Source organism: Ruegeria sp. C9 (genome assembly GCF_056537585.1).
Window position 1 is genome coordinate 278,347 of record NZ_JBQFRU010000004.1, and the last position, 17,615, is coordinate 295,961.

Below are 17,615 nucleotides of genomic sequence, written 5' to 3' on the forward strand. Positions count from 1 at the left end.
TAGGGTCGCGCATTCAGGCAGCCAGAGGATCATCCCATGGAAAAATTCGGCAAAAGCCAGCCCATCAAACGGACCGAGGACCAGCGGTTTCTGACCGGGCAGGGGCAATACATGGACGATTCTGTGCCCGAGAATGCGCTGTTCGCAGCATTCTTTCGCAGCCCGGTGGCGCATGCCACGATCACGTCGCTGGACCTTGAAGATGCACGTACAGCGGATGGGGTGCGCTTGGTCATGACGCTGGAAGATCTGACTGCTGCCGGGATCGATACGGTGATGAACGCGACTACAGTCGCCAACCGCGACGGCAGTCAAGGCGCTGCGTCCGAGCGAAACATGCTGGCCAAGGACCGCGTGCGTTTCGTCGGAGAACCCGTTGCGGTCGTCATTGCCGACTCGTTGTTACAGGCCCGCGATGCAGCCGAATTGATCTGGATGGAAACCGAAGACCTGCCGGTCAAGATGGATGTCGCTGCGGGTGGCGAACCTTTGCATCCACAAGCCCCCGACAACCGCGCCTTTGACTGGGGCTTGGGTGATGAGAAGGCTACCAATGCCGCCTTTCAGGCAGCGGCGCGCACCGTCGCGCTGAACGTGCATGACAACCGGGTCATCGTGAGCTCGATCGAACCGCGTGGCTGTCAGGCCGATTGGTCGGGTGGCCGTATGCATTTCTCATATGGCGGGCAGGGTGTCTGGGGGATGAAAGCGCAACTGGCACAAAAACTGAAACTGGACCCCGAGGCGATCCGTGTTACTACGCCAGATGTCGGCGGTGGATTTGGTATGAAGGCGATGCCTTACCCCGAATATTTCACCGTTGCTGTTGCTGCCATAAAACTGGGCCAGCCCGTGCACTGGATGTCGGACCGGTCCGAAGCGATGTTGTCAGATCACCACGGCCGTGACCTGACGTCGCTGGCGGAACTTGCCTTTGATGCCGATCACAAGATCACCGCCTATCGGGTTCACAGCAAGATCAACCTTGGTGCCTATAACAGCCATTTCGCGCAGGCGATCCAGACCAGCCTGTTCAGTAAGGTTTTGATGGGTGTCTACGATGTTCAGACCACCTACTTGCGGGTCGAAGGATTCTTCACCAACACCACGCAGGTCGACGCCTATCGCGGTGCCGGGCGACCCGAGGCGATCTATGTGCTGGAACGCGTCATGGACCGTGCTGCGCGTGAGTTGGGGATTGATCCGTGGGAGTTGCGGCGCAAGAATTTCATCCGACCCGAAGCCTTCCCCTATAAGACCGCAACCGGCGAAACCTATGATGTGGGTGAGTTCAACATGGTCCTCAGCCGCGCCGCCGAACAGACTACGGGCTTTGAGGCCCGCAAGGCGGCGGATGCGGAAAACGGCCTGATCCGGGGGCAGGGGCTTTGTTACTATATCGAAAGTATTTTGGGAGACCCTTCCGAAGGCGCGAAGATCGAGTTTTGCGAGGACGGAACGGTGAACCTCTATGTCGGCACTCAGTCCAATGGGCAAGGGCATGAGACCGTCTATGCCCAGTTCCTATCGGACCAGACAGGGATTCCTTCACACCTGATCAATGTTGTGCAAGGCGACACGGACAGGCTGGCGCAGGGCGGCGGGACTGGCGGTTCACGCTCGGTCACGACCCAAAGCAACGCGACTCTGGTCACAGTTGATACGATGATCGCCGCATTCACGCCCTATCTTGCGGATAAGATGGGGGTCGAGGAAAGCGATGTGACCTTCGACCATGAAACCTTCCGCGCGCCGGGGTCCAACCTGACCCCCACGCTGACCGAGGCGGCCGACATGGCGCGCGCGGACGGACGCACGGATCTGTTGCATCACGAAGCCCGCGCCACGCTAGATGCACGCAGCTATCCCAATGGTGCACATGTTGCCGAAGTCGTTATCGATTCTTTCACTGGTGAAACATGGGTCGACCGCTACACGGTGGTGGATGATTTCGGCAATCTTATCAACCCGATGCTGGCCGAGGGGCAGGTACATGGCGGCGTGGTTCAGGGTATCGGCCAAGCACTGACCGAGCATGTTGTTCATGATGCCGAGGGGCAACTGCTCACGGCTTCGTTCATGGACTACGCCTTGCCCCGCGCTGCTGAGATACCCATGATAGAGTTTACCTCGGCGCCGGTTCCGTCAACCGCCAACCCGATGGGGATGAAAGGCTGTGGCGAGGCAGGCACCGTGGGCGCACTGGCCGCAGTGGCGAACGCGGTACAGGATGCGCTCTGGGATCACGGGGTGCGGCAGGCGGATATGCCTTTCACACCTCACAAAGTTTGGGAATTGTTGACGCATGGTTCTGTCGCGGCTGAGTAGAAAGGTACTGGGATGGCTCGGACGGCCTCTGCGGTCCGAGCACTCGGCCGAAACGCGCCACCGCGAACCTGTCAGCCATGTCATCATTCTTGACGGCACCATGTCGACGCTGGAAGCAGGGCGGGAAACCCACGCGGGCCAGACCCTGCGCCTGTGCTGCGAGATGGGCAGCCAGGTTTCGGTTTTCTACGAATCCGGCGTGCAGTGGGAAAGCTGGAAGTCGACTATGGACGTGATGATGGGGCGGGGTATCAACCGTCAGATTCGTCGGGCCTATGGTTATTTGGCTTCGCGTTACAAACCCGGTGATAAGATCTTTTTCATCGGCTATTCACGCGGCGCATACGGGGTCCGCAGCCTTGCGGGCGTGATCGATGCTATCGGGTTGCTCAAGGCCGAACACGCCACTGTCCGCAATATCAAACAGGCCTATCGACACTATGAATGTAACGCCAATGGCGAAGCGGCGGCGGTCTTTCGTCGGGAGTTCTGTCACGAGGATGTCGCCATCGAGATGGTCGGCGTCTGGGACACGGTCAAGGCGCTGGGCCTGCGCCTTCCGCTGCTCTGGCGCTGGGCCGAGGAACGCCATGCCTTCCACAACCACCAGCTTGGCCCTGCCACCCGCCACGGCTATCACGCCATGGCGCTGGACGAGACCCGCGAGGTGTTCGAGCCGGTGCTGTGGAAATGCACGCCTGACTTCAAAGGCCATATCGAGCAGGTTTGGTTCCGCGGCACCCACGGCGATGTTGGCGGCCAGCTGAACGGGTTCGAAGAGGCCCGCCCCCTCAGCAACATCTCGCTGATCTGGATGCTGGACAAGGCCGAACTGCATGGCCTACCATTGCCCGACGGCTGGCGCGACCGCTTCCCCACCGACACCCATGCCCGCTCGGTCGGCACATGGCGCGGCTGGGGCAAGATTTTCCTGCTGCGCAAGCATCGCAAAGTTGGCCGTGACCGGTCCGAGCGCCTACACGTTTCGGTCTCACCAGACGAACTGCCCCGCTGGGTCCCGATGCCGGACTTACCGTCGCATCCGGCGCAATAGCGATCAACTTGGAACGCAGGCGTTTCTAACAGGCTTGAGTAGTGCATCCGGACGTTCAATCAGATCGAAACGCCATCGCCTTGGAGACCAGTTGTAAACCCTTTGTTCATCGGGATTATCCACGATCATGAGACCGTGGAAGTACCACTTCGAAGTGGATTTGTATCCTATCTTTGTGGTGTAGAACGAAAATCCGCGCAGTTCGAACAAGGCTTCGACCGGAGAGTTCTCTGCATGTTCGGCGATGCAATAAGGCGCGCCATTTGAGATCAGGCGTGCCTGAACAAGAACCATCGGAACTGTTAACACAGACCAAAGAGCAATCAGGGTCGCGACCAAAATACCAACCTTTGCCACCCTTGAAGGTTGTGGTTTCCCATCGCGACCCGACCAGATGAGAAAGCTGGATGCGATGGCAATGGTCAAACTGGTGCCATGTAAGGCTTGGGTATCGGTAAAGGGTCCAAAAACGCCAGATGCCAGTGTCAGAAACAGCCCTAGAACGACTGAGATACCCGCAAGAAATCTGGCAAGAAGTCGCGGGATAGGCTTCATGCCCAGCAAAATAAAACCGCCGATGAATGCGGGTATGGCTGGAATGAGCCACAAGGACAAAAACAGGCCGCGAAAGAGGAAAAGAAGGGCTTTCTTGTCCGCGTCAGCTTCGAACAAGTACGGATTTACGGGCTGTATGTAGGCCGCAAAGATCAGCACAGCATAGACACAGAACAAGGTTTTGTATTTTAGGTCCGGCCGAATAGCGAAATCTCTCTGATCAAAAAATCACTGCCCACCTGTTTTGTGACGGGTGGGCAGTTAAGAAAATGCTAATGCCACGCCACGAATACAGGCGCGCAAAATTAACTTCTACCGCCGACGATCCCGGCGCGAGCTCATCGGCTGGAACGCCACGCCCACATGTGCCTCGCAATAGGGTTTGCCTGCCTCGACCGGCAGGCCGCAGAACCAGAAATCCTCGGTCGCGGGGTCGCCGACGGGCCATTTGCAGGTCTTTTCGGTCAGCTCCATCAAAGACAGCTTCTTGGCCTTCTTTTCAATCTCGTTGACCTTGGCCAAAGCCTCGGGGCTGATCTCATTGGCCGACGGTTGCGGAGGCAGCGGCTGGCCGGCGGGTATGATCTGGCGACGGGCCGGGGTGACCGGTTTGGCCTCGGGGGCTGGCACCGGACGGGCCGGTTCAGTCTTGGGTGTCGGTTTCGGTTTGGCCTCGGCCTTGGGCGCGGGGGCCGGTTTTTCCTTAGGCTCGGCCTTTGCCGGGCTTGCACCGGTGGCGCGATTCGACAGACCCAGACGGTGCACCTTGCCGATCACCGCATTGCGGGTCACGCCGCCCAGTTCCTTGGCGATCTGGCTGGCCGACTGGCCCTCGCCCCACATCTTTTTCAGCAGCTCTACACGCTCGTCAGTCCAGGACATCATTTGCCTTTCAAAAGCGGAAAGCGGCCCCGGATTCGGGCCGCCTTGGGAAATCATCTCAGCGCCCTATTCTAAACACTGCGGCCCGAGTTACAAGCGGTCTTCGAATCAGGTATGGGGCAGAGCATGCATAATCTCATGGATCACGACGCACGCCGCTTTGGCGCGGTGAATTGGATGGGCCTCTATACACTGGCGCAGCGCGAAACCCTGCGCTTTCTGGCCGTGTGGACGCAGACCCTGCTGGCACCCCTGGTGACGGCAGGCCTGTTCCTGCTGATCTTCAACATTGCCATTGGTCCCAGCCGACCGGATGTGATGGGGGTGCCGTTTCTGACCTTTCTGGCACCGGGCATCATGATGATGACCGTGATTCAGAACGCCTTTGCCAATACATCGTCATCGATGGTGATCGCCAAGGTTCAGGGCAATATCGTCGATACGCTGATGCCGCCGCTATCGCCGCTGGAAATCCTGTTGGGTTATCTGGCCGGAGGCATCGCCCGCGGAATCCTGATCGCACTTGTTGTCGCAATCGCTCTGGCGTTGGTTCTGGGCATCGTGCCGCAGAACCCGCTGATCGCACTGATATTCGTGGTTTTAGGTGGCGCGTTCATGGGCGCGCTTGGGCTTTTTGCCGGGATTTTTGCCAACAAGTTTGACCAGATGGCGGCGATCACCAACTTCATCGTCACGCCTTTGGCTTTCTTGTCCGGCACTTTCTATTCTGTGCAGGCGCTACCGCCAGTGCTCAATCGGCTAAGCCATGCGAACCCGGTCTTCTATCTGATTGACGGGTTGCGCTATGGGATGATCGGCGTGTCCGACAGCTCTCCTTGGTTGGGCATGGCGATCTGCGCCAGCGCGACATTGTTGGTTGGAGGATTGACCTGGCAGATGTTGCGCACCGGCTACCGGCTCAAGGCCTGACGGTGTATCGCCTCGCGCCAGACCAGAATCAGACCTCCGGTCAGGATGATGGCCGAGCCGATCAGGCTGATCCCATCCGGTATCACCTTGAATACCGCGAAATCGTAGAAGGCAGCGAAGATCAGCGTAGCGTAGCTGATCGGAGCCACAAAAGAGGCATCCGCCCGCGCCATTCCGTTGACGAAACAAGCCTGCGCACAGGCCATTAGCACACCAATCGAGGCCAGCGCCGCCCATTGCTGAGGCGTCGGCATCTGGAAAACGAAACTTACCGCGACTGTCGCAATGGTCAGACCCATCGCATTGTTGATCAGCAGAATCTGGATCGGTATTTCTCGGCCCGAGAGCTTTTTGATAAAGATCAGTTCCATCCCAATTATCACTGCTGCGGTCAGGGCCAGTAATGCAGCGGGTTGAAAGCTAGCGGGCGTTGGACGCAACAGAACCAAAGCACCGATCAAGGCCACGATGGCGGCCAACCAGCGCCACGGGCCGACACCTTCTTTCAGCAGTGGGATCGCCAACATCATGGCAAAGACCGGGTTCAGGAACGAGATCGCCGTCGCATCCGCAATCGGTATGAAAGCAACGGATGCAAACATCAGCGTGATCCCCAGCCAGCCGAAGCTTGTCCGTCCGATATGCAGACCCCAATGCGGGCGGCTCAGGCGGGGGCGCATGATGCCGACGGCCGTCACGATTACCAGAAAGGCAAACAGAAACCGTCCATGGCTGATCTGCATCGGATGCAGGGCAGGGCCAAGCACATCCGTCCCCAGTGCTTTCGCCAGCAATGTGGTCCCTGCGAGAAGGGCGCTGGCCGCAAGGATCAGCAGGGCCGCAAGGGCAGGATTCTGACGTATCGGTGTCATGGTTCAGCCGTGCGCCAGCGTCGGGTAAATGACAAGCGGTAAATCCCGGTCTCAGAATGATTTTTGCCCCGATCGCAAAAACGGGGTTTTCAGACCCGGTGCACCCCGCTATACGGCCTCACATGATCAATACCGCACATATCCTGCGCCTCCGACGCCGACGCCTGACCGCATAATCGGCCCGTTTGATTCATTTGCGCTGTCCAAATCCGCGCAAACCCCACCAAATCAGTTGACGACCATGGCCCCAGTGTATCACTCACAGGGCTCAAGCTATTCGAAAAGGATGATCCGATGATCCCGTCCGTTCTGCCGACCTATAACCGCGCGCCCCTGACATTCGTGAAGGGCGAAGGCGCCTGGCTGACCGAGGCGGATGGCCGACGTTTTCTGGATCTGGGCGCGGGCATAGCGGTAAACGCGCTGGGTCATGCGCATCCGGCGCTGGTGGCGGCCCTGACGGAACAGGCGCATGCGCTGTGGCATGTTTCAAACCTCTATAACATCCCGCAACAGCAGGCACTGGCGGACAAGCTGGTGGAACACACCTTTGCCGATACGGTGTTCTTCACCAATTCGGGCACCGAATCCTGCGAATTGGCCGTCAAAATGGCCCGCAAGTATTTCTATGACAAAGGTCAGCCCGAGAAGGTCGAGATCATCACTTTCGACGGCTCATTCCATGGCCGGTCATCGGCGGGTATCGCCGCCGCCGGCTCCGAGAAAATGACCAAAGGTTTCGGCCCGCTGCTTCCCGGCTTTGTGCATCTGACATTCGGAGACCTCGACGGTGTCACCAACGCTATCACCGACACCACGGCAGCCATCCTGATCGAACCGGTTCAGGGCGAAGGCGGCATCCGCCCCGTTCCGGATGCAGAGCTGAAAGCCTTGCGCCAGATTTGCGATGATAACGGCCTTTTGCTGATCCTCGATGAGGTCCAATGCGGCGTTGGGCGGACCGGCAAACTCTTTGCCCATGAATGGGCCGGCATCACGCCGGATATCATGATGGTCGCCAAAGGCATCGGCGGCGGTTTTCCTCTGGGTGCGGTTCTGGCCACCGAAGAGGCCGCCAGCGGCATGACGGCTGGCACCCACGGCTCGACCTATGGCGGCAACCCCTTGGGCTGCGCTGTAGGCTGCGCGGTGATCGATCAGGTCGCTACTCCGGCCTTCCTCGAAGGGGTGAATCGCAAGGCAGGCCTGCTGCGTCAGAAGCTCGAAGGCCTGATCGCGGACCACCCCGAAGTATTCGAGGAGGTGCGCGGCTCAGGCCTGATGCTAGGCCTGAAATGCAAGCCCACCAATATCGACGTGGTCAACGCTGGCTATGACAACGAGGTCATAACGGTCCCCGCCGCAGATAACGTGATCCGCCTGCTGCCGCCGCTGACCCTCACCGAGGATGACATCGCACAAGCCCTGATCCGCCTCGAGAAAACTGCGGCACAAGTCGAAAACGCAATGGCTTCGGCCTGAACTCGCCTGATTAAAAAGTGAATCAAAATGAACCACTTCCTTGATATCCACAAAACTGACGCAGGTGATCTGCGGAACATGATCGATCAGGCCAGCGCGATGAAACAGGCGCGCCTTGGGCGTCCCAAAGCCGCCCCCGACGACGAGCAGCCTCTGGCAGGCCGCATGGTTGCGCTGATCTTTGAAAAGCCATCAACGCGGACCCGCGTGTCCTTCGATGTTGGCGTGCGCCAAATGGGCGGGCAGACCATGGTACTGTCCGGCAAGGACATGCAGCTGGGCCATGGCGAGACCATCGCCGACACTGCACGGGTCCTGTCGCGCTATGTCGACATGATCATGATCCGAACCTTTGACGAAACCATCCTGACCGAGATGTCCGAATACTCGGACGTTCCCGTCATCAATGGTCTGACCGATCGTACACATCCCTGCCAAATCATGGCCGATGTGCTGACCTATGAAGAGCATCGCGGCCCCATCGCAGGAAAAAAGGTCGTTTGGACCGGCGACGGCAACAATGTCTGCGCTTCATTTCTGCATGCCGCCGGTCAATTCGGTTTCGACCTGACATTCACCGGCCCGGCGCAGCTGGACCCGGAAGAAGAATTCATGGGGCTTGCACGTCAGAAGGGCTCGAAAATCGTGATCGAACGGGACCCGCACAAAGCTGTTGAAGGGGCCGACCTCGTGGTCGCCGATACTTGGGTCTCAATGCACGATTCTCAATCCGCGAAGGAGCGCCGCCACAACATGCTGCGCCCCTATCAGGTCAACGCCGAGCTGATGTCGCATGCCAAGCCAGACGCGTTGTTCATGCACTGCCTGCCTGCGCACCGCGAAGAAGAGGCCACATCCGAGGTCATGGACGGCCCGAACTCGGTGATCTTTGACGAGGCCGAAAACCGCCTGCATGCGCAAAAAGCCGTGATGCGCTGGTGTCTGGGCGTCTGAGGCCGACAGCAATCTGGGAGAGCCATAGATGGCTCTCTTAAATCTCGGAGCAACCAATGCCACACATCACTCTGGAATTCTCTGCCGGGCTCGAAAAAACTCATGATTTTCAAGCCATCTGTGAGCAGCTCTATTCCGTGCTCGCCGCGCATGAAGAATTCGATGCCCCAACACTCAAAATCCGTGCCACCTCGTTTCCGTATTTCCGCATCGGGACCGAACCGCAGACGTTCATTCATGCCACGCTCTTGTTGTTGCAAGGCCGAGATGAGGCAACGCGCGCCGAGTTGAACGCGATCATTCTGAATGTTCTGGCTGCGTCTGCGCCCACGGTCGGCAGCATCACAGTGCGGGATGTTGAAATAGATCGCGCGACCTATGCCAAACGCCTGTCAGCCTGACGCGGCCCCGGTATGCGTATGGGAGGACTAAACGCGTCGGGACACTTCCCAGACCCGTAATCTGGCGAGCGTAGCGACGCACGCCAGAACTACCAGCACACACAATGCGATCTTGGTCATGATCTCCATTGTGCCCTCAATCAGCAGGGCGTGTACGACACTGCCCAGAATGGTTACCAGCGCCAGTCCTGTGTGCCCCAGACGCCAGAGCCGAAATCGCAGGTTCAGGCGTAGGCGCAGAACGCCCATCGTTGCTGCAGCAATACCCGTCCACATCGCGATCACACCCCAGACGGAAAAGGGTGTGGCTGATACGAATAGAAGCGCGTCCACGACATCCGGCGGGCTCGTGATCCACAAACCGCCCACATGGATTACGATCGCTGCGACAAGGGCCAGACCGCACCGCCTGTGCCATAAGCGGCTGCGCACAGGTGAAAGCCCAGGCAACCAGCGTCCGGCCAGCAAGGGTTGCATCAGCAGAAGGCACATCCCGACGATGCCCGCAAACCCGGCTAGGATGTAGATCGGCTCGCGCCACGCCAGATAAGGGCTGTATGCTGCCGCGATAACCGGCACCATAAGGGCGACAATCAACGCTGCCCAGATCAGTATGCGCCTCAACACGTATCAGGCAGGCTGCAAGACGAAATGCGCGGCAAGCGTTTTGTCTTTCGCGCTCGACATCACCGGGCGTAGGAAAACCGTTTCGAATTCGCCGCTGTCATAGGCCAGATGCCCGTGCGGTTGGCCAAAGGCGGGCACGATTTGTGGCATCTCAAGCCGAAATTCACCGTTCGCATCCGTCAGCGTCGCCCCATGGCTGCGCTGGTCGCGCTCGTGCCCCTCGGTCGTATGCGCCCAGATCTGGATACGCTGGCCGGGCAAGGGGGCTCCGTCGCCTGCGCGGCGCACGGTGCCGGTCATCCAGAAACCTCCGCCGCCGATGCGCTGCACAATAGGGGCGCCGGGGCGATAGTTGTTCGATCCGCCCCGCATGGACGGGGTCGGTGCAACGCCCTGCGCCCGCGCGGGCGTGGTCAGCCCGGCCGTGCCTAGCGCTGCAAAACAGCCCGCCGTAACCAACGCGCTGCGGCGGGTAAGAAGAACGTGCGACATCGCGAGGGCTCCTTTCGATAACGGGCATGGTGTCTGGCCTGACACTCAATCTAGCACGTTTGTTGCGAAAGCCGAGTTAAGCTGGTCTGAAGATCGGGTCATTTCATCACCGTCACGTGAGCGTTGCCGCCGTTTCCGCCTATCGTGCACTGTATATGTGCACTCATGCGCTATGCCCGATATCAAATCATACTATATTCCACATTATCAAACATATTGAAGCCCAAGCCAGATCCTGACCCAAGGGAGAGCGAGAATGAGCTGGAATCCGACCCATACCCCCGACTGCCGGTCCGAGAACCCGGCGCTAGACAGCCTGATCATCCCCCGTGCCCGTGATCTGGGCGGGTTCGAGGTGCGCCGCGCGCTACCCTCGGTCAAACGGCAACTGGTCGGCCCCTTCATCTTCTTCGACCAAATGGGTCCGGCCGAATTCATCACCGAAGGCGGTATTGACGTACGGCCGCATCCCCATATCGGACTTGGTACCGTGACCTATTTATATCAGGGCGAGTTTGAACACCGCGACAGTCTCGGCACGCATCAGATGATCTATCCCGGCGAGGTCAACTGGATGGTCGCTGGGCGTGGTGTGACCCATTCCGAACGTACCAGTGACCAAACACGCGGCAAGAAACACAGCCTGTTTGGCATCCAGACTTGGATCGCCTTACCCGAAACGCACGAAGATATGGCCCCCGATTTCGAACACCACAAACAGGGCGCGTTGCCTCATATTCAGGATGCAGGCGTCAGCGCCCGCCTGATCCTTGGTTCCGCCTATGGCGAAACCAGCCCGGTCACCATGCTGTCCGAGACCTTTTATCTCGACGTCCAGCTCGAACCGGGTGCCTCCTTCCCGCTGCCCGACAATCACGAGGATCGCGGTGTCTATGTCACCACAGGCTCGGTCGAGATCGCAGGCGACAGCTTCGAGGCGGGTCGCATGATGGTCTTCCGCCCCGGCGATCACCTGTCCGTGAAGGCCGGACCACTGGGTGCGCGGCTGTTGTTGCTGGGCGGCGCAACCCTGAACGAAGATCGCTACATCTGGTGGAACTTCGTCTCCTCCTCGAAGGAGAAAATCGAAACCGCCACACGCGAATGGAAAACTGCCGACTGGGCGAACGGCGCCTTCCACCTGCCGCCCGGTGATGATCAGGAGTTCATTCCGATCTCGGAAGACCTCGAACGCACCCGACCCAGACGCGCCCGCGTCTGACCTCACGTCACGCTGGCTCCGTTGAACGATCCCGGCGATCCTTGGAGGCACAGCGGAGGTAAGCCATGAATATCGTCATCGCCGGTGCAGGCAGCATTGGCTGCTTTTGCGGCGCATTGCTGGCCGCAGCGGGACACAGCGTGACGCTGCTGGGTCGCGCGCGGGTGCTGAACGCCATTCGGGGACAGGGGCTGACGGTGACAGATTTCTCGAACCTGCATCGTCACGTCGCCGCCGCACAACTCACGCTCAGCGAAGACCCTGCCTGTCTCGGGGATGCCGAGTTGGTCATCGTCACGGTAAAAACCGGCGCGACCGCTGAGATGGCAGCGCTGATTGCCGCACACGCCACGGAAACGGCCCCGGTTCTGTCTTGGCAGAATGGGCTCGAGAACGCCCGCACCCTGCGCACCGCTCTTCCCGGACGCGACGTTCGGGCTGGAATGGTGCCGTTCAACGTGGTGCCGACGGGCCCGGCAACCTATCACCGCGCCACATCGGGCGAGATCGTCATCGAGCGTGGCTCCCGGTCTCTGGCTGAACGCCTAAGCGCCCCAGATCTACCCGTCAGCGAAAGCGACCAGATCGAGGCAGTGCAATGGGGTAAGCTGGTGATCAACCTCAACAATGCATTGAACGCATTGTCCGGCCAGACCTTGCAAAACCAACTGCTCGACCGAAACTGGCGTCGCCTGATGGCTGATCAAATGGCCGAGGCGCAGCGTGTTTTGAAAGTCGCCGAGATCGAGGCCACCTCCACAACGCCACTACCCGCATGGATGACACCGCACATTCTACGTCTGCCAACGCCAATTTTTACACGAATTGCGGCAAAAATGCTGACCATCGATCCAAATGCGCGCACCTCGATGGCTTATGATCTGACGGCGGGTCGCCCGACCGAAATCGACAGTCTACAGGGCGAAATCATCAAACTCGGCCAACAGTACGCGATCCCAACCCCGATCAATAGCCGAGTCTCTCAACTCATCCATCAATCACCGGACACGCCGCTAACAGTCGACCAGATCATAACCTGATCCGTCTCTTCATCTGGCCTAAAATACCTCGGAGCGCGAGGCAGAGCCTCGCAAATTCCGATCAAGCGAACGCAGTCAAAACCCAGAAAATTAGCGCCGACATCACCGCCGCTGCCGGTACCGTGATCACCCAGGCCGCCACGATGGTCATGAAATGCGACCGCCGCACCAGCTTGCGCCGCCGCCGTTCCTCGCGCGCCAGTCGCAGCTCTGCCGGTCGCTGGCGGTTCGAGTATTTCCACCGCCGTTCTGCATGCCACTCCCGATAGAAGCCAACACCAAAGACGGCCCCAACCGCGATATGAGTCGAACTGACCGGCAGACCCAGCCAACTGGCGACGATGACCGTGATCGCCGCCGATAGCGCGACACAGAACGCCCGCATCGGGTTCAGCTTGGTGATCTGGCTGCCGACCATACGGATCAGCTTGGGACCGAACAGGAATAGGCCGAACGAGATGCCAAACGCGCCGATCACCATGACCCATGTCGGGATCGAGACTTTCGTGGCAAAATCTCCGAACTCGGCCGCATGCACGATCGCCGCCAGTGGACCCACCGCATTGGCCACATCATTGGCCCCATGCGCAAAGCTCAGAAATGTGGCCGAAATCACCAGAGGCAGACCAAACAATGTCTTCAACGACCGGGTCCGGTTCTCCAACCCTTCAGACTTGCGCTTGACCCACGGTACCGTCGCAGCCCAGACCAGGCCGCCAAAGGTCAGACCGATCAAAAGGGCAAATTGAAGATCAATTTTGACGATCCGCTTCAGGCCTTTGACCGACAAGTAGGTGGCAAACGCCCCTGCCATCACGGCAACCAGAATGGGCACCCAGCGCCGCGCTGCCGCGATCTTGTCGTCCTGATACTGGATCTTGTGTTTGATCAATGCCAGAAAGGCGGCTGCAATCATCCCGCCCAAAACGGGTGAGATCACCCAACTGGCGGCAATCGCGCTCATCGTGCCCCAGCTCACCGCACTTAGGCCCGCCGCAGCAATGCCGGCACCCATCACGCCGCCGACCACCGAATGCGTGGTCGAAACCGGTGCCCCGACCCAGGTAGCCAGATTGACCCACAGTGCGGACGATATCAGGGCCGCCATCATCGCCCAGATGAACACATTGCTGTTCTGCACCGACATCGGATCGATGATGCCCTTAGAGATGGTCGAAACCACATCCCCCCCTGCCAGCAACGCGCCGGCGCTTTCTGCGATGGCGGCAATTAGGATGGCTCCGCCCATGGTCAGAGCATTGGCCCCCACTGCCGGGCCCATATTGTTGGCCACGTCGTTGGCACCGATATTGATCGCCATGTAAGCGCCGAATGCCGCAGCTGCGACAACGATCACACCACCATCGGCCCGCCCGAACAGAAGCGCTGCAGCCAATCCTGCCAGCGCGATAAAGGCCAGTGCAATTCCGGGGGCCAACAGAGGACGCGATACTTGGGCATTGGCGTGCTCAACGCGCGAGATACGCTGTAGGTCACGGTCCAGTGCGTGCCAACGGGCTTTGGTGGGGTGGTCTGACATCGGTTCACAACGGCTGTTTTGAATGATGCCGCCGCTAAACGGTTCCAATGGGCGCGGCAACCTTTGTCATCAGTTTTTTACAATATTGTTACAATTGCAGTAGCAAGTCGCGCAATTCCGGCTCTTGCACGCGTTCGGCGGCCACCTTCGGGGACACCCAGCAGCGCTTACGCTGATCGGACTCGGGGAATACATCCGCCAGATCGGTCACCTCGATCCGATAAACGCTGGTGATAACCGGCAACGCCGTGCCGTCATCCAACCTTTTGTCGTAAGAGTAATGACCAACGGGATCTTTCTGCACCTCAGTCGCGCGCACCCCAGCCTCTTCCCAGGCTTCCCGCAATGCGGTTTCCGGCCCGTTGAGCCCATCAATGGGCCAGCCTTTGGGGATAATCCAGCGTCCGGTGCCCCGACTGGTGATCAACAGAACGTCGTCACCGGGACCTGCCTTGCGGGTACACAACGCAGCAACCTGCACCCGGCTTGGGCGCTGGATCAGCGGTCGCGCGACCTCTTCCCAGATGTTGCGTATCCATGTCGTCATGTCAGGCCTGCTCGGGCGTGTTCTTTTTGTAATTCGAAGAAGTTACATAATCATGTATTGCTGAGTTAACAATACCGCCCTCGGATAACCGCAAAATATGGCCTGAACTTTCAGTGTTTCGTGTATTTTTGCAGCAATTTGTGCGCTTTGCACTGTTTCCGCCAATGAGGCTTATTTACGCCCACCCGATCAACTCAGCCTTTGCGCCGTTTCGCGCGCAGCGTTGGATCCGCCTGAGTTGGATCTTCGGGCCAGGGATGTTTTGGGTACTGCGCCCGCATGTCCTTGCGCACATCGGCATATGACCCGGCCCAGAATCCGGGCAGATCACGGGTGATCTGGATCGGTCGCTGCGCCGGTGACAGCAGCGTGATCTTCAAAGGCTCGCCCCCAACCACCGGATGTTGCGTAACGCCGAATACCTCTTGTAGCCGAACCGAGATTTCGGGCACCGCACCGCCATAGTCAATTGGCAGCTTGCGGCCCAACGGAGTCACAAACGAGCCCGGCGCCCGCCGATCCAGTTCCTGCATCTGATCCCAGTCCAGCCGGGCGCGCAGCGCGGGCAGCAGGTCGAACCGCTTCCAGTCATCGGCATTGCGCACGCCCGAGAGCATCGGCAGCAGCCAGTCTTCCAGCGTATCCATCAGCCCGGTTTCCGAGAAGTCCGGCAGATCAGCGCCTTCCGCGCGGATCAACTCGACCCGAGCGGCCAATCGCGCTGCGGCCCCGGTCAGCCGCACACCCAGATCGCGCACCCCGTCCAACATCGCCTGCGCCAATGCATCCCCGGGGACATCTTTCCAGATGCGGTCGTCCAGCGTGATCGCTCCGAACCGCTCTTGCCTGCGCGCCACCACACGGCGTTCGCGTTTCGACCAGTCGCAGCTGTCGACCCACGCGATCTGATCGCCGAATAGATCGCGAATTTCCCCCTCGGAAATCTGCGCTGCCATGCGCACGCGCGCTTCACGCGGGTTCCCATCCGTATCCGTCACCACAAGATAGGGTGCACCCGCCAACGTATCACCGGCTTCCAGCACGACGCCTTTGCCACCCGACAGGACATAACGCGGGACATCTCCCTTGCGTCGCTGTCCGATGCGATCGGGATAGGCCAGCGCCGCCATCGCTGCCGGGCTCAGACCGCCCGCATCCTTAGATTGCGCGCGTAACCGTTTTGCTTCGCCCTTGATCCGATCCAGCGCGCCCATGTTGACCTGCCAGACCCGATTGCGCTGAAACGCGCGCACGTCCCGCAGCACCTCAAGCCTCAAAGACAGATCGACCGGCGCGCCCCGCAGCGGATCGCGTTCCGCCATCAGCGCCGCCAGTGTCGCGGCCTCAGGTCCCGCGTGCAGCAGCATGTGCCCCAGCCGAGGATGCAGCGGCAGCGCCGCCAGCGCCCGCCCATGTTCGGTGATCCTACCTTTGCCATCCAGGGCACCCAGCATCGCCAGCAACGCGCGCGCCTCAGCCAGCGTGCCTTCGGGCGGCGCGGTCAGAAACGCAAGATCACCCGGTTCTGCGCCCCAGAGCGACAATTCTAACGCCAGCCCGGTCAGATCGGCTGCCTCGATCTCGGCAGGCGGGTAGGCGGCTAGTGCACCTTCTTCGCCCTTGGACCACAACCGATAGCAGACACCTTCGGCCACACGCCCCGCACGGCCTGCGCGCTGCGTCGCTTCGGCCCGCGTCACCCGCTCGGTCACCAGTCGCGACATGCCTGATCCGGGATCGAACCGCGCCCGCCGGGCTTGCCCCATATCGACCACCACGCGGATATCGGGAATAGTCAGCGAGGTTTCGGCAATCGACGTCGCCAGAACCACCTTGCGACCTTGCTTAACCGGCGCAATCGCCGCGCGCTGGGCGGCAAAGGGCAGTGCTCCGAACAAAGGCCGCACTGAACAGGTGTTGGGTAGACGGCTGGCCAAAGCCGCCTCGGCCCGCCGAATTTCACCTTCACCGGGCAGGAACACCAGCATGCCCCCTTTGGTTTCCCGTTCGGCTCGCACCACCAGATCGATCAGCGCGTCCAGTCGCCGCGCCTGCGGCCCCAAAGGCCGGTCCAACCAGCGGGTCTCGACCGGATAGCTGCGCCCTTCGGATGTCACCAGAGGCGCGTTCATCAGCTGGCCCACCGGTTCAGCATCCAGCGTCGCGGACATCGCCAGCAAGATCAGGTCATCGCGCAACGCTCCAGTCACCTCAAGGCACAGTGCAAGCCCAAGATCGGCGTTTAGGGACCGTTCGTGGAATTCATCGAATATCACAGCACCTACGCCGGGCAGGTCAGGTTCGGATTGCAGCATCCGTGTCAGGATACCTTCGGTCACAACCTCGATGCGCGTCGCCTTTGAAACTTTCACGTCTCCACGGACACGATAGCCCACGGTCTGGCCCACGGGTTCACCCAGCGTCTCGGCCATGCGTTCGGCGGCGGCACGGGCGGCCAGCCGCCGGGGTTCCAGCATGACGATCCGGCCCTCGCACAGACCGGCCTGCAGCATCTCAAGCGGCACGCGGGTTGTCTTGCCCGCACCCGGCGGCGCCTGCAGCACCGCGCGCCCATGCGTTCGCAAGGCGTTCAGAAGATCAGGAATGGCGTCATCAATGGGCAACCGGGTCATATCGCCTTATCGCCAAAGCCTCGGCCAAGGTCCAGCGTCGCCAAACTCAGCTCCGG

At 59.9% G+C, this 17,615-nt stretch carries 16 protein-coding genes; 8 read left to right on the forward strand and 8 right to left on the reverse strand.

The genetic code is table 11. From position 1 onward, the window contains the following. The first annotated feature begins 36 nt into the window (after positions 1 to 36). Both ACR0NE_RS12500 and ACR0NE_RS12505 read left to right on the forward strand, forming a co-directional pair. Positions 37 to 2,328: a xanthine dehydrogenase family protein molybdopterin-binding subunit gene (locus ACR0NE_RS12500; protein WP_170597009.1), complete on the forward strand. Its 2,292-nt coding sequence runs from the start codon at positions 37 to 39 to the stop codon at positions 2,326 to 2,328. Beyond that, positions 2,306 to 3,382, forward strand: a complete 1,077-nt coding sequence (locus ACR0NE_RS12505; protein ID WP_170597010.1) for a T6SS phospholipase effector Tle1-like catalytic domain-containing protein — start codon at positions 2,306 to 2,308, stop codon at positions 3,380 to 3,382. Before ACR0NE_RS12500 ends, ACR0NE_RS12505 begins: the two co-directional genes overlap by 23 nt. A gap of 3 nt (positions 3,383 to 3,385) precedes the next feature. Here the strand turns inward: ACR0NE_RS12505 and ACR0NE_RS12510 are convergent, their stop codons facing one another. Continuing rightward, entirely contained in the window at positions 3,386 to 4,054 is a 669-nt protein-coding gene (locus ACR0NE_RS12510; RefSeq protein WP_170597011.1) for a hypothetical protein, read from the reverse strand. A gap of 195 nt (positions 4,055 to 4,249) precedes the next feature. After that, entirely contained in the window at positions 4,250 to 4,819 is a 570-nt protein-coding gene (locus ACR0NE_RS12515) for a GcrA family cell cycle regulator (protein WP_170397240.1), read from the reverse strand. Between the two features lie 126 nt (positions 4,820 to 4,945). Between ACR0NE_RS12515 and ACR0NE_RS12520 the strand changes: the two genes are divergently transcribed. After that, positions 4,946 to 5,749, forward strand: coding sequence for an ABC transporter permease (locus ACR0NE_RS12520; RefSeq protein WP_170397238.1), 804 nt, complete (start codon positions 4,946 to 4,948; stop codon positions 5,747 to 5,749). On the opposite strand, the gene ACR0NE_RS12525 is transcribed toward ACR0NE_RS12520, so the two are convergent. Further along, on the reverse strand, positions 5,731 to 6,621 hold the full coding sequence (locus ACR0NE_RS12525; protein WP_170397236.1) for a DMT family transporter: 891 nt from the start codon (positions 6,619 to 6,621) through the stop codon (positions 5,731 to 5,733). The genes ACR0NE_RS12520 and ACR0NE_RS12525 overlap by 19 nt on opposite strands. 294 nt (positions 6,622 to 6,915) lie before the next feature. Here ACR0NE_RS12525 and ACR0NE_RS12530 point away from each other — a divergent pair, with 294 nt between their 5' ends. From ACR0NE_RS12530 to ACR0NE_RS12540, 3 genes are read left to right on the forward strand one after another with little or no spacing between them, the layout of a single operon-like run. Next, a complete protein-coding gene (locus ACR0NE_RS12530) occupies positions 6,916 to 8,103 on the forward strand; it encodes an aspartate aminotransferase family protein (protein ID WP_170597012.1) in 1,188 nt (395 codons plus the stop codon). 27 nt (positions 8,104 to 8,130) lie between these two features. After that, positions 8,131 to 9,057 (forward strand): ornithine carbamoyltransferase, encoded by a 927-nt coding sequence (argF, locus tag ACR0NE_RS12535; protein WP_170404219.1) that lies wholly within the window; start codon positions 8,131 to 8,133, stop codon positions 9,055 to 9,057. A gap of 56 nt (positions 9,058 to 9,113) precedes the next feature. Next, positions 9,114 to 9,458 carry a tautomerase family protein gene (locus tag ACR0NE_RS12540; RefSeq protein WP_170511329.1) on the forward strand — a complete coding sequence of 115 codons (345 nt, stop codon included), beginning with the start codon at positions 9,114 to 9,116 and terminating at the stop codon, positions 9,456 to 9,458. A 27-nt stretch (positions 9,459 to 9,485) separates the two neighbouring features. Here the strand turns inward: ACR0NE_RS12540 and ACR0NE_RS12545 are convergent, their stop codons facing one another. Both ACR0NE_RS12545 and ACR0NE_RS12550 read right to left on the reverse strand, forming a co-directional pair. Continuing rightward, positions 9,486 to 10,040 (reverse strand): ferric reductase-like transmembrane domain-containing protein, encoded by a 555-nt coding sequence (locus ACR0NE_RS12545; protein WP_170597117.1) that lies wholly within the window; start codon positions 10,038 to 10,040, stop codon positions 9,486 to 9,488. A gap of 48 nt (positions 10,041 to 10,088) precedes the next feature. Next, the gene (locus ACR0NE_RS12550) at positions 10,089 to 10,577 is read right to left on the reverse strand and encodes a peptidase associated/transthyretin-like domain-containing protein (protein ID WP_170397223.1); all 489 of its coding nucleotides are present in this window, start codon (positions 10,575 to 10,577) and stop codon (positions 10,089 to 10,091) included. Positions 10,578 to 10,833: 256 nt separating this feature from the next. Between ACR0NE_RS12550 and ACR0NE_RS12555 the strand changes: the two genes are divergently transcribed. Both ACR0NE_RS12555 and ACR0NE_RS12560 read left to right on the forward strand, forming a co-directional pair. Further along, the gene (locus ACR0NE_RS12555; RefSeq protein WP_170424227.1) at positions 10,834 to 11,799 is read left to right on the forward strand and encodes a pirin family protein; all 966 of its coding nucleotides are present in this window, start codon (positions 10,834 to 10,836) and stop codon (positions 11,797 to 11,799) included. A 65-nt stretch (positions 11,800 to 11,864) separates the two neighbouring features. Beyond that, positions 11,865 to 12,839, forward strand: a complete 975-nt coding sequence (locus ACR0NE_RS12560) for a 2-dehydropantoate 2-reductase (protein ID WP_170597013.1) — start codon at positions 11,865 to 11,867, stop codon at positions 12,837 to 12,839. A gap of 61 nt (positions 12,840 to 12,900) precedes the next feature. Here ACR0NE_RS12560 and ACR0NE_RS12565 read toward each other — a convergent pair whose 3' ends face one another. The 3 genes from ACR0NE_RS12565 to hrpB all read right to left on the reverse strand — a co-directional run bounded on the left by ACR0NE_RS12565 (position 12,901) and on the right by hrpB (position 17,559). Further along, positions 12,901 to 14,379 (reverse strand): inorganic phosphate transporter, encoded by a 1,479-nt coding sequence (locus ACR0NE_RS12565; RefSeq protein ID WP_170397220.1) that lies wholly within the window; start codon positions 14,377 to 14,379, stop codon positions 12,901 to 12,903. Between the two features lie 88 nt (positions 14,380 to 14,467). Then, a complete protein-coding gene (locus ACR0NE_RS12570) occupies positions 14,468 to 14,926 on the reverse strand; it encodes an NUDIX hydrolase (RefSeq protein ID WP_170404203.1) in 459 nt (152 codons plus the stop codon). A 194-nt stretch (positions 14,927 to 15,120) separates the two neighbouring features. Continuing rightward, on the reverse strand, positions 15,121 to 17,559 hold the full coding sequence (gene hrpB / locus ACR0NE_RS12575) for an ATP-dependent helicase HrpB (protein WP_170597014.1): 2,439 nt from the start codon (positions 17,557 to 17,559) through the stop codon (positions 15,121 to 15,123). Between the last annotated feature and the right edge of the window lie 56 nt (positions 17,560 to 17,615).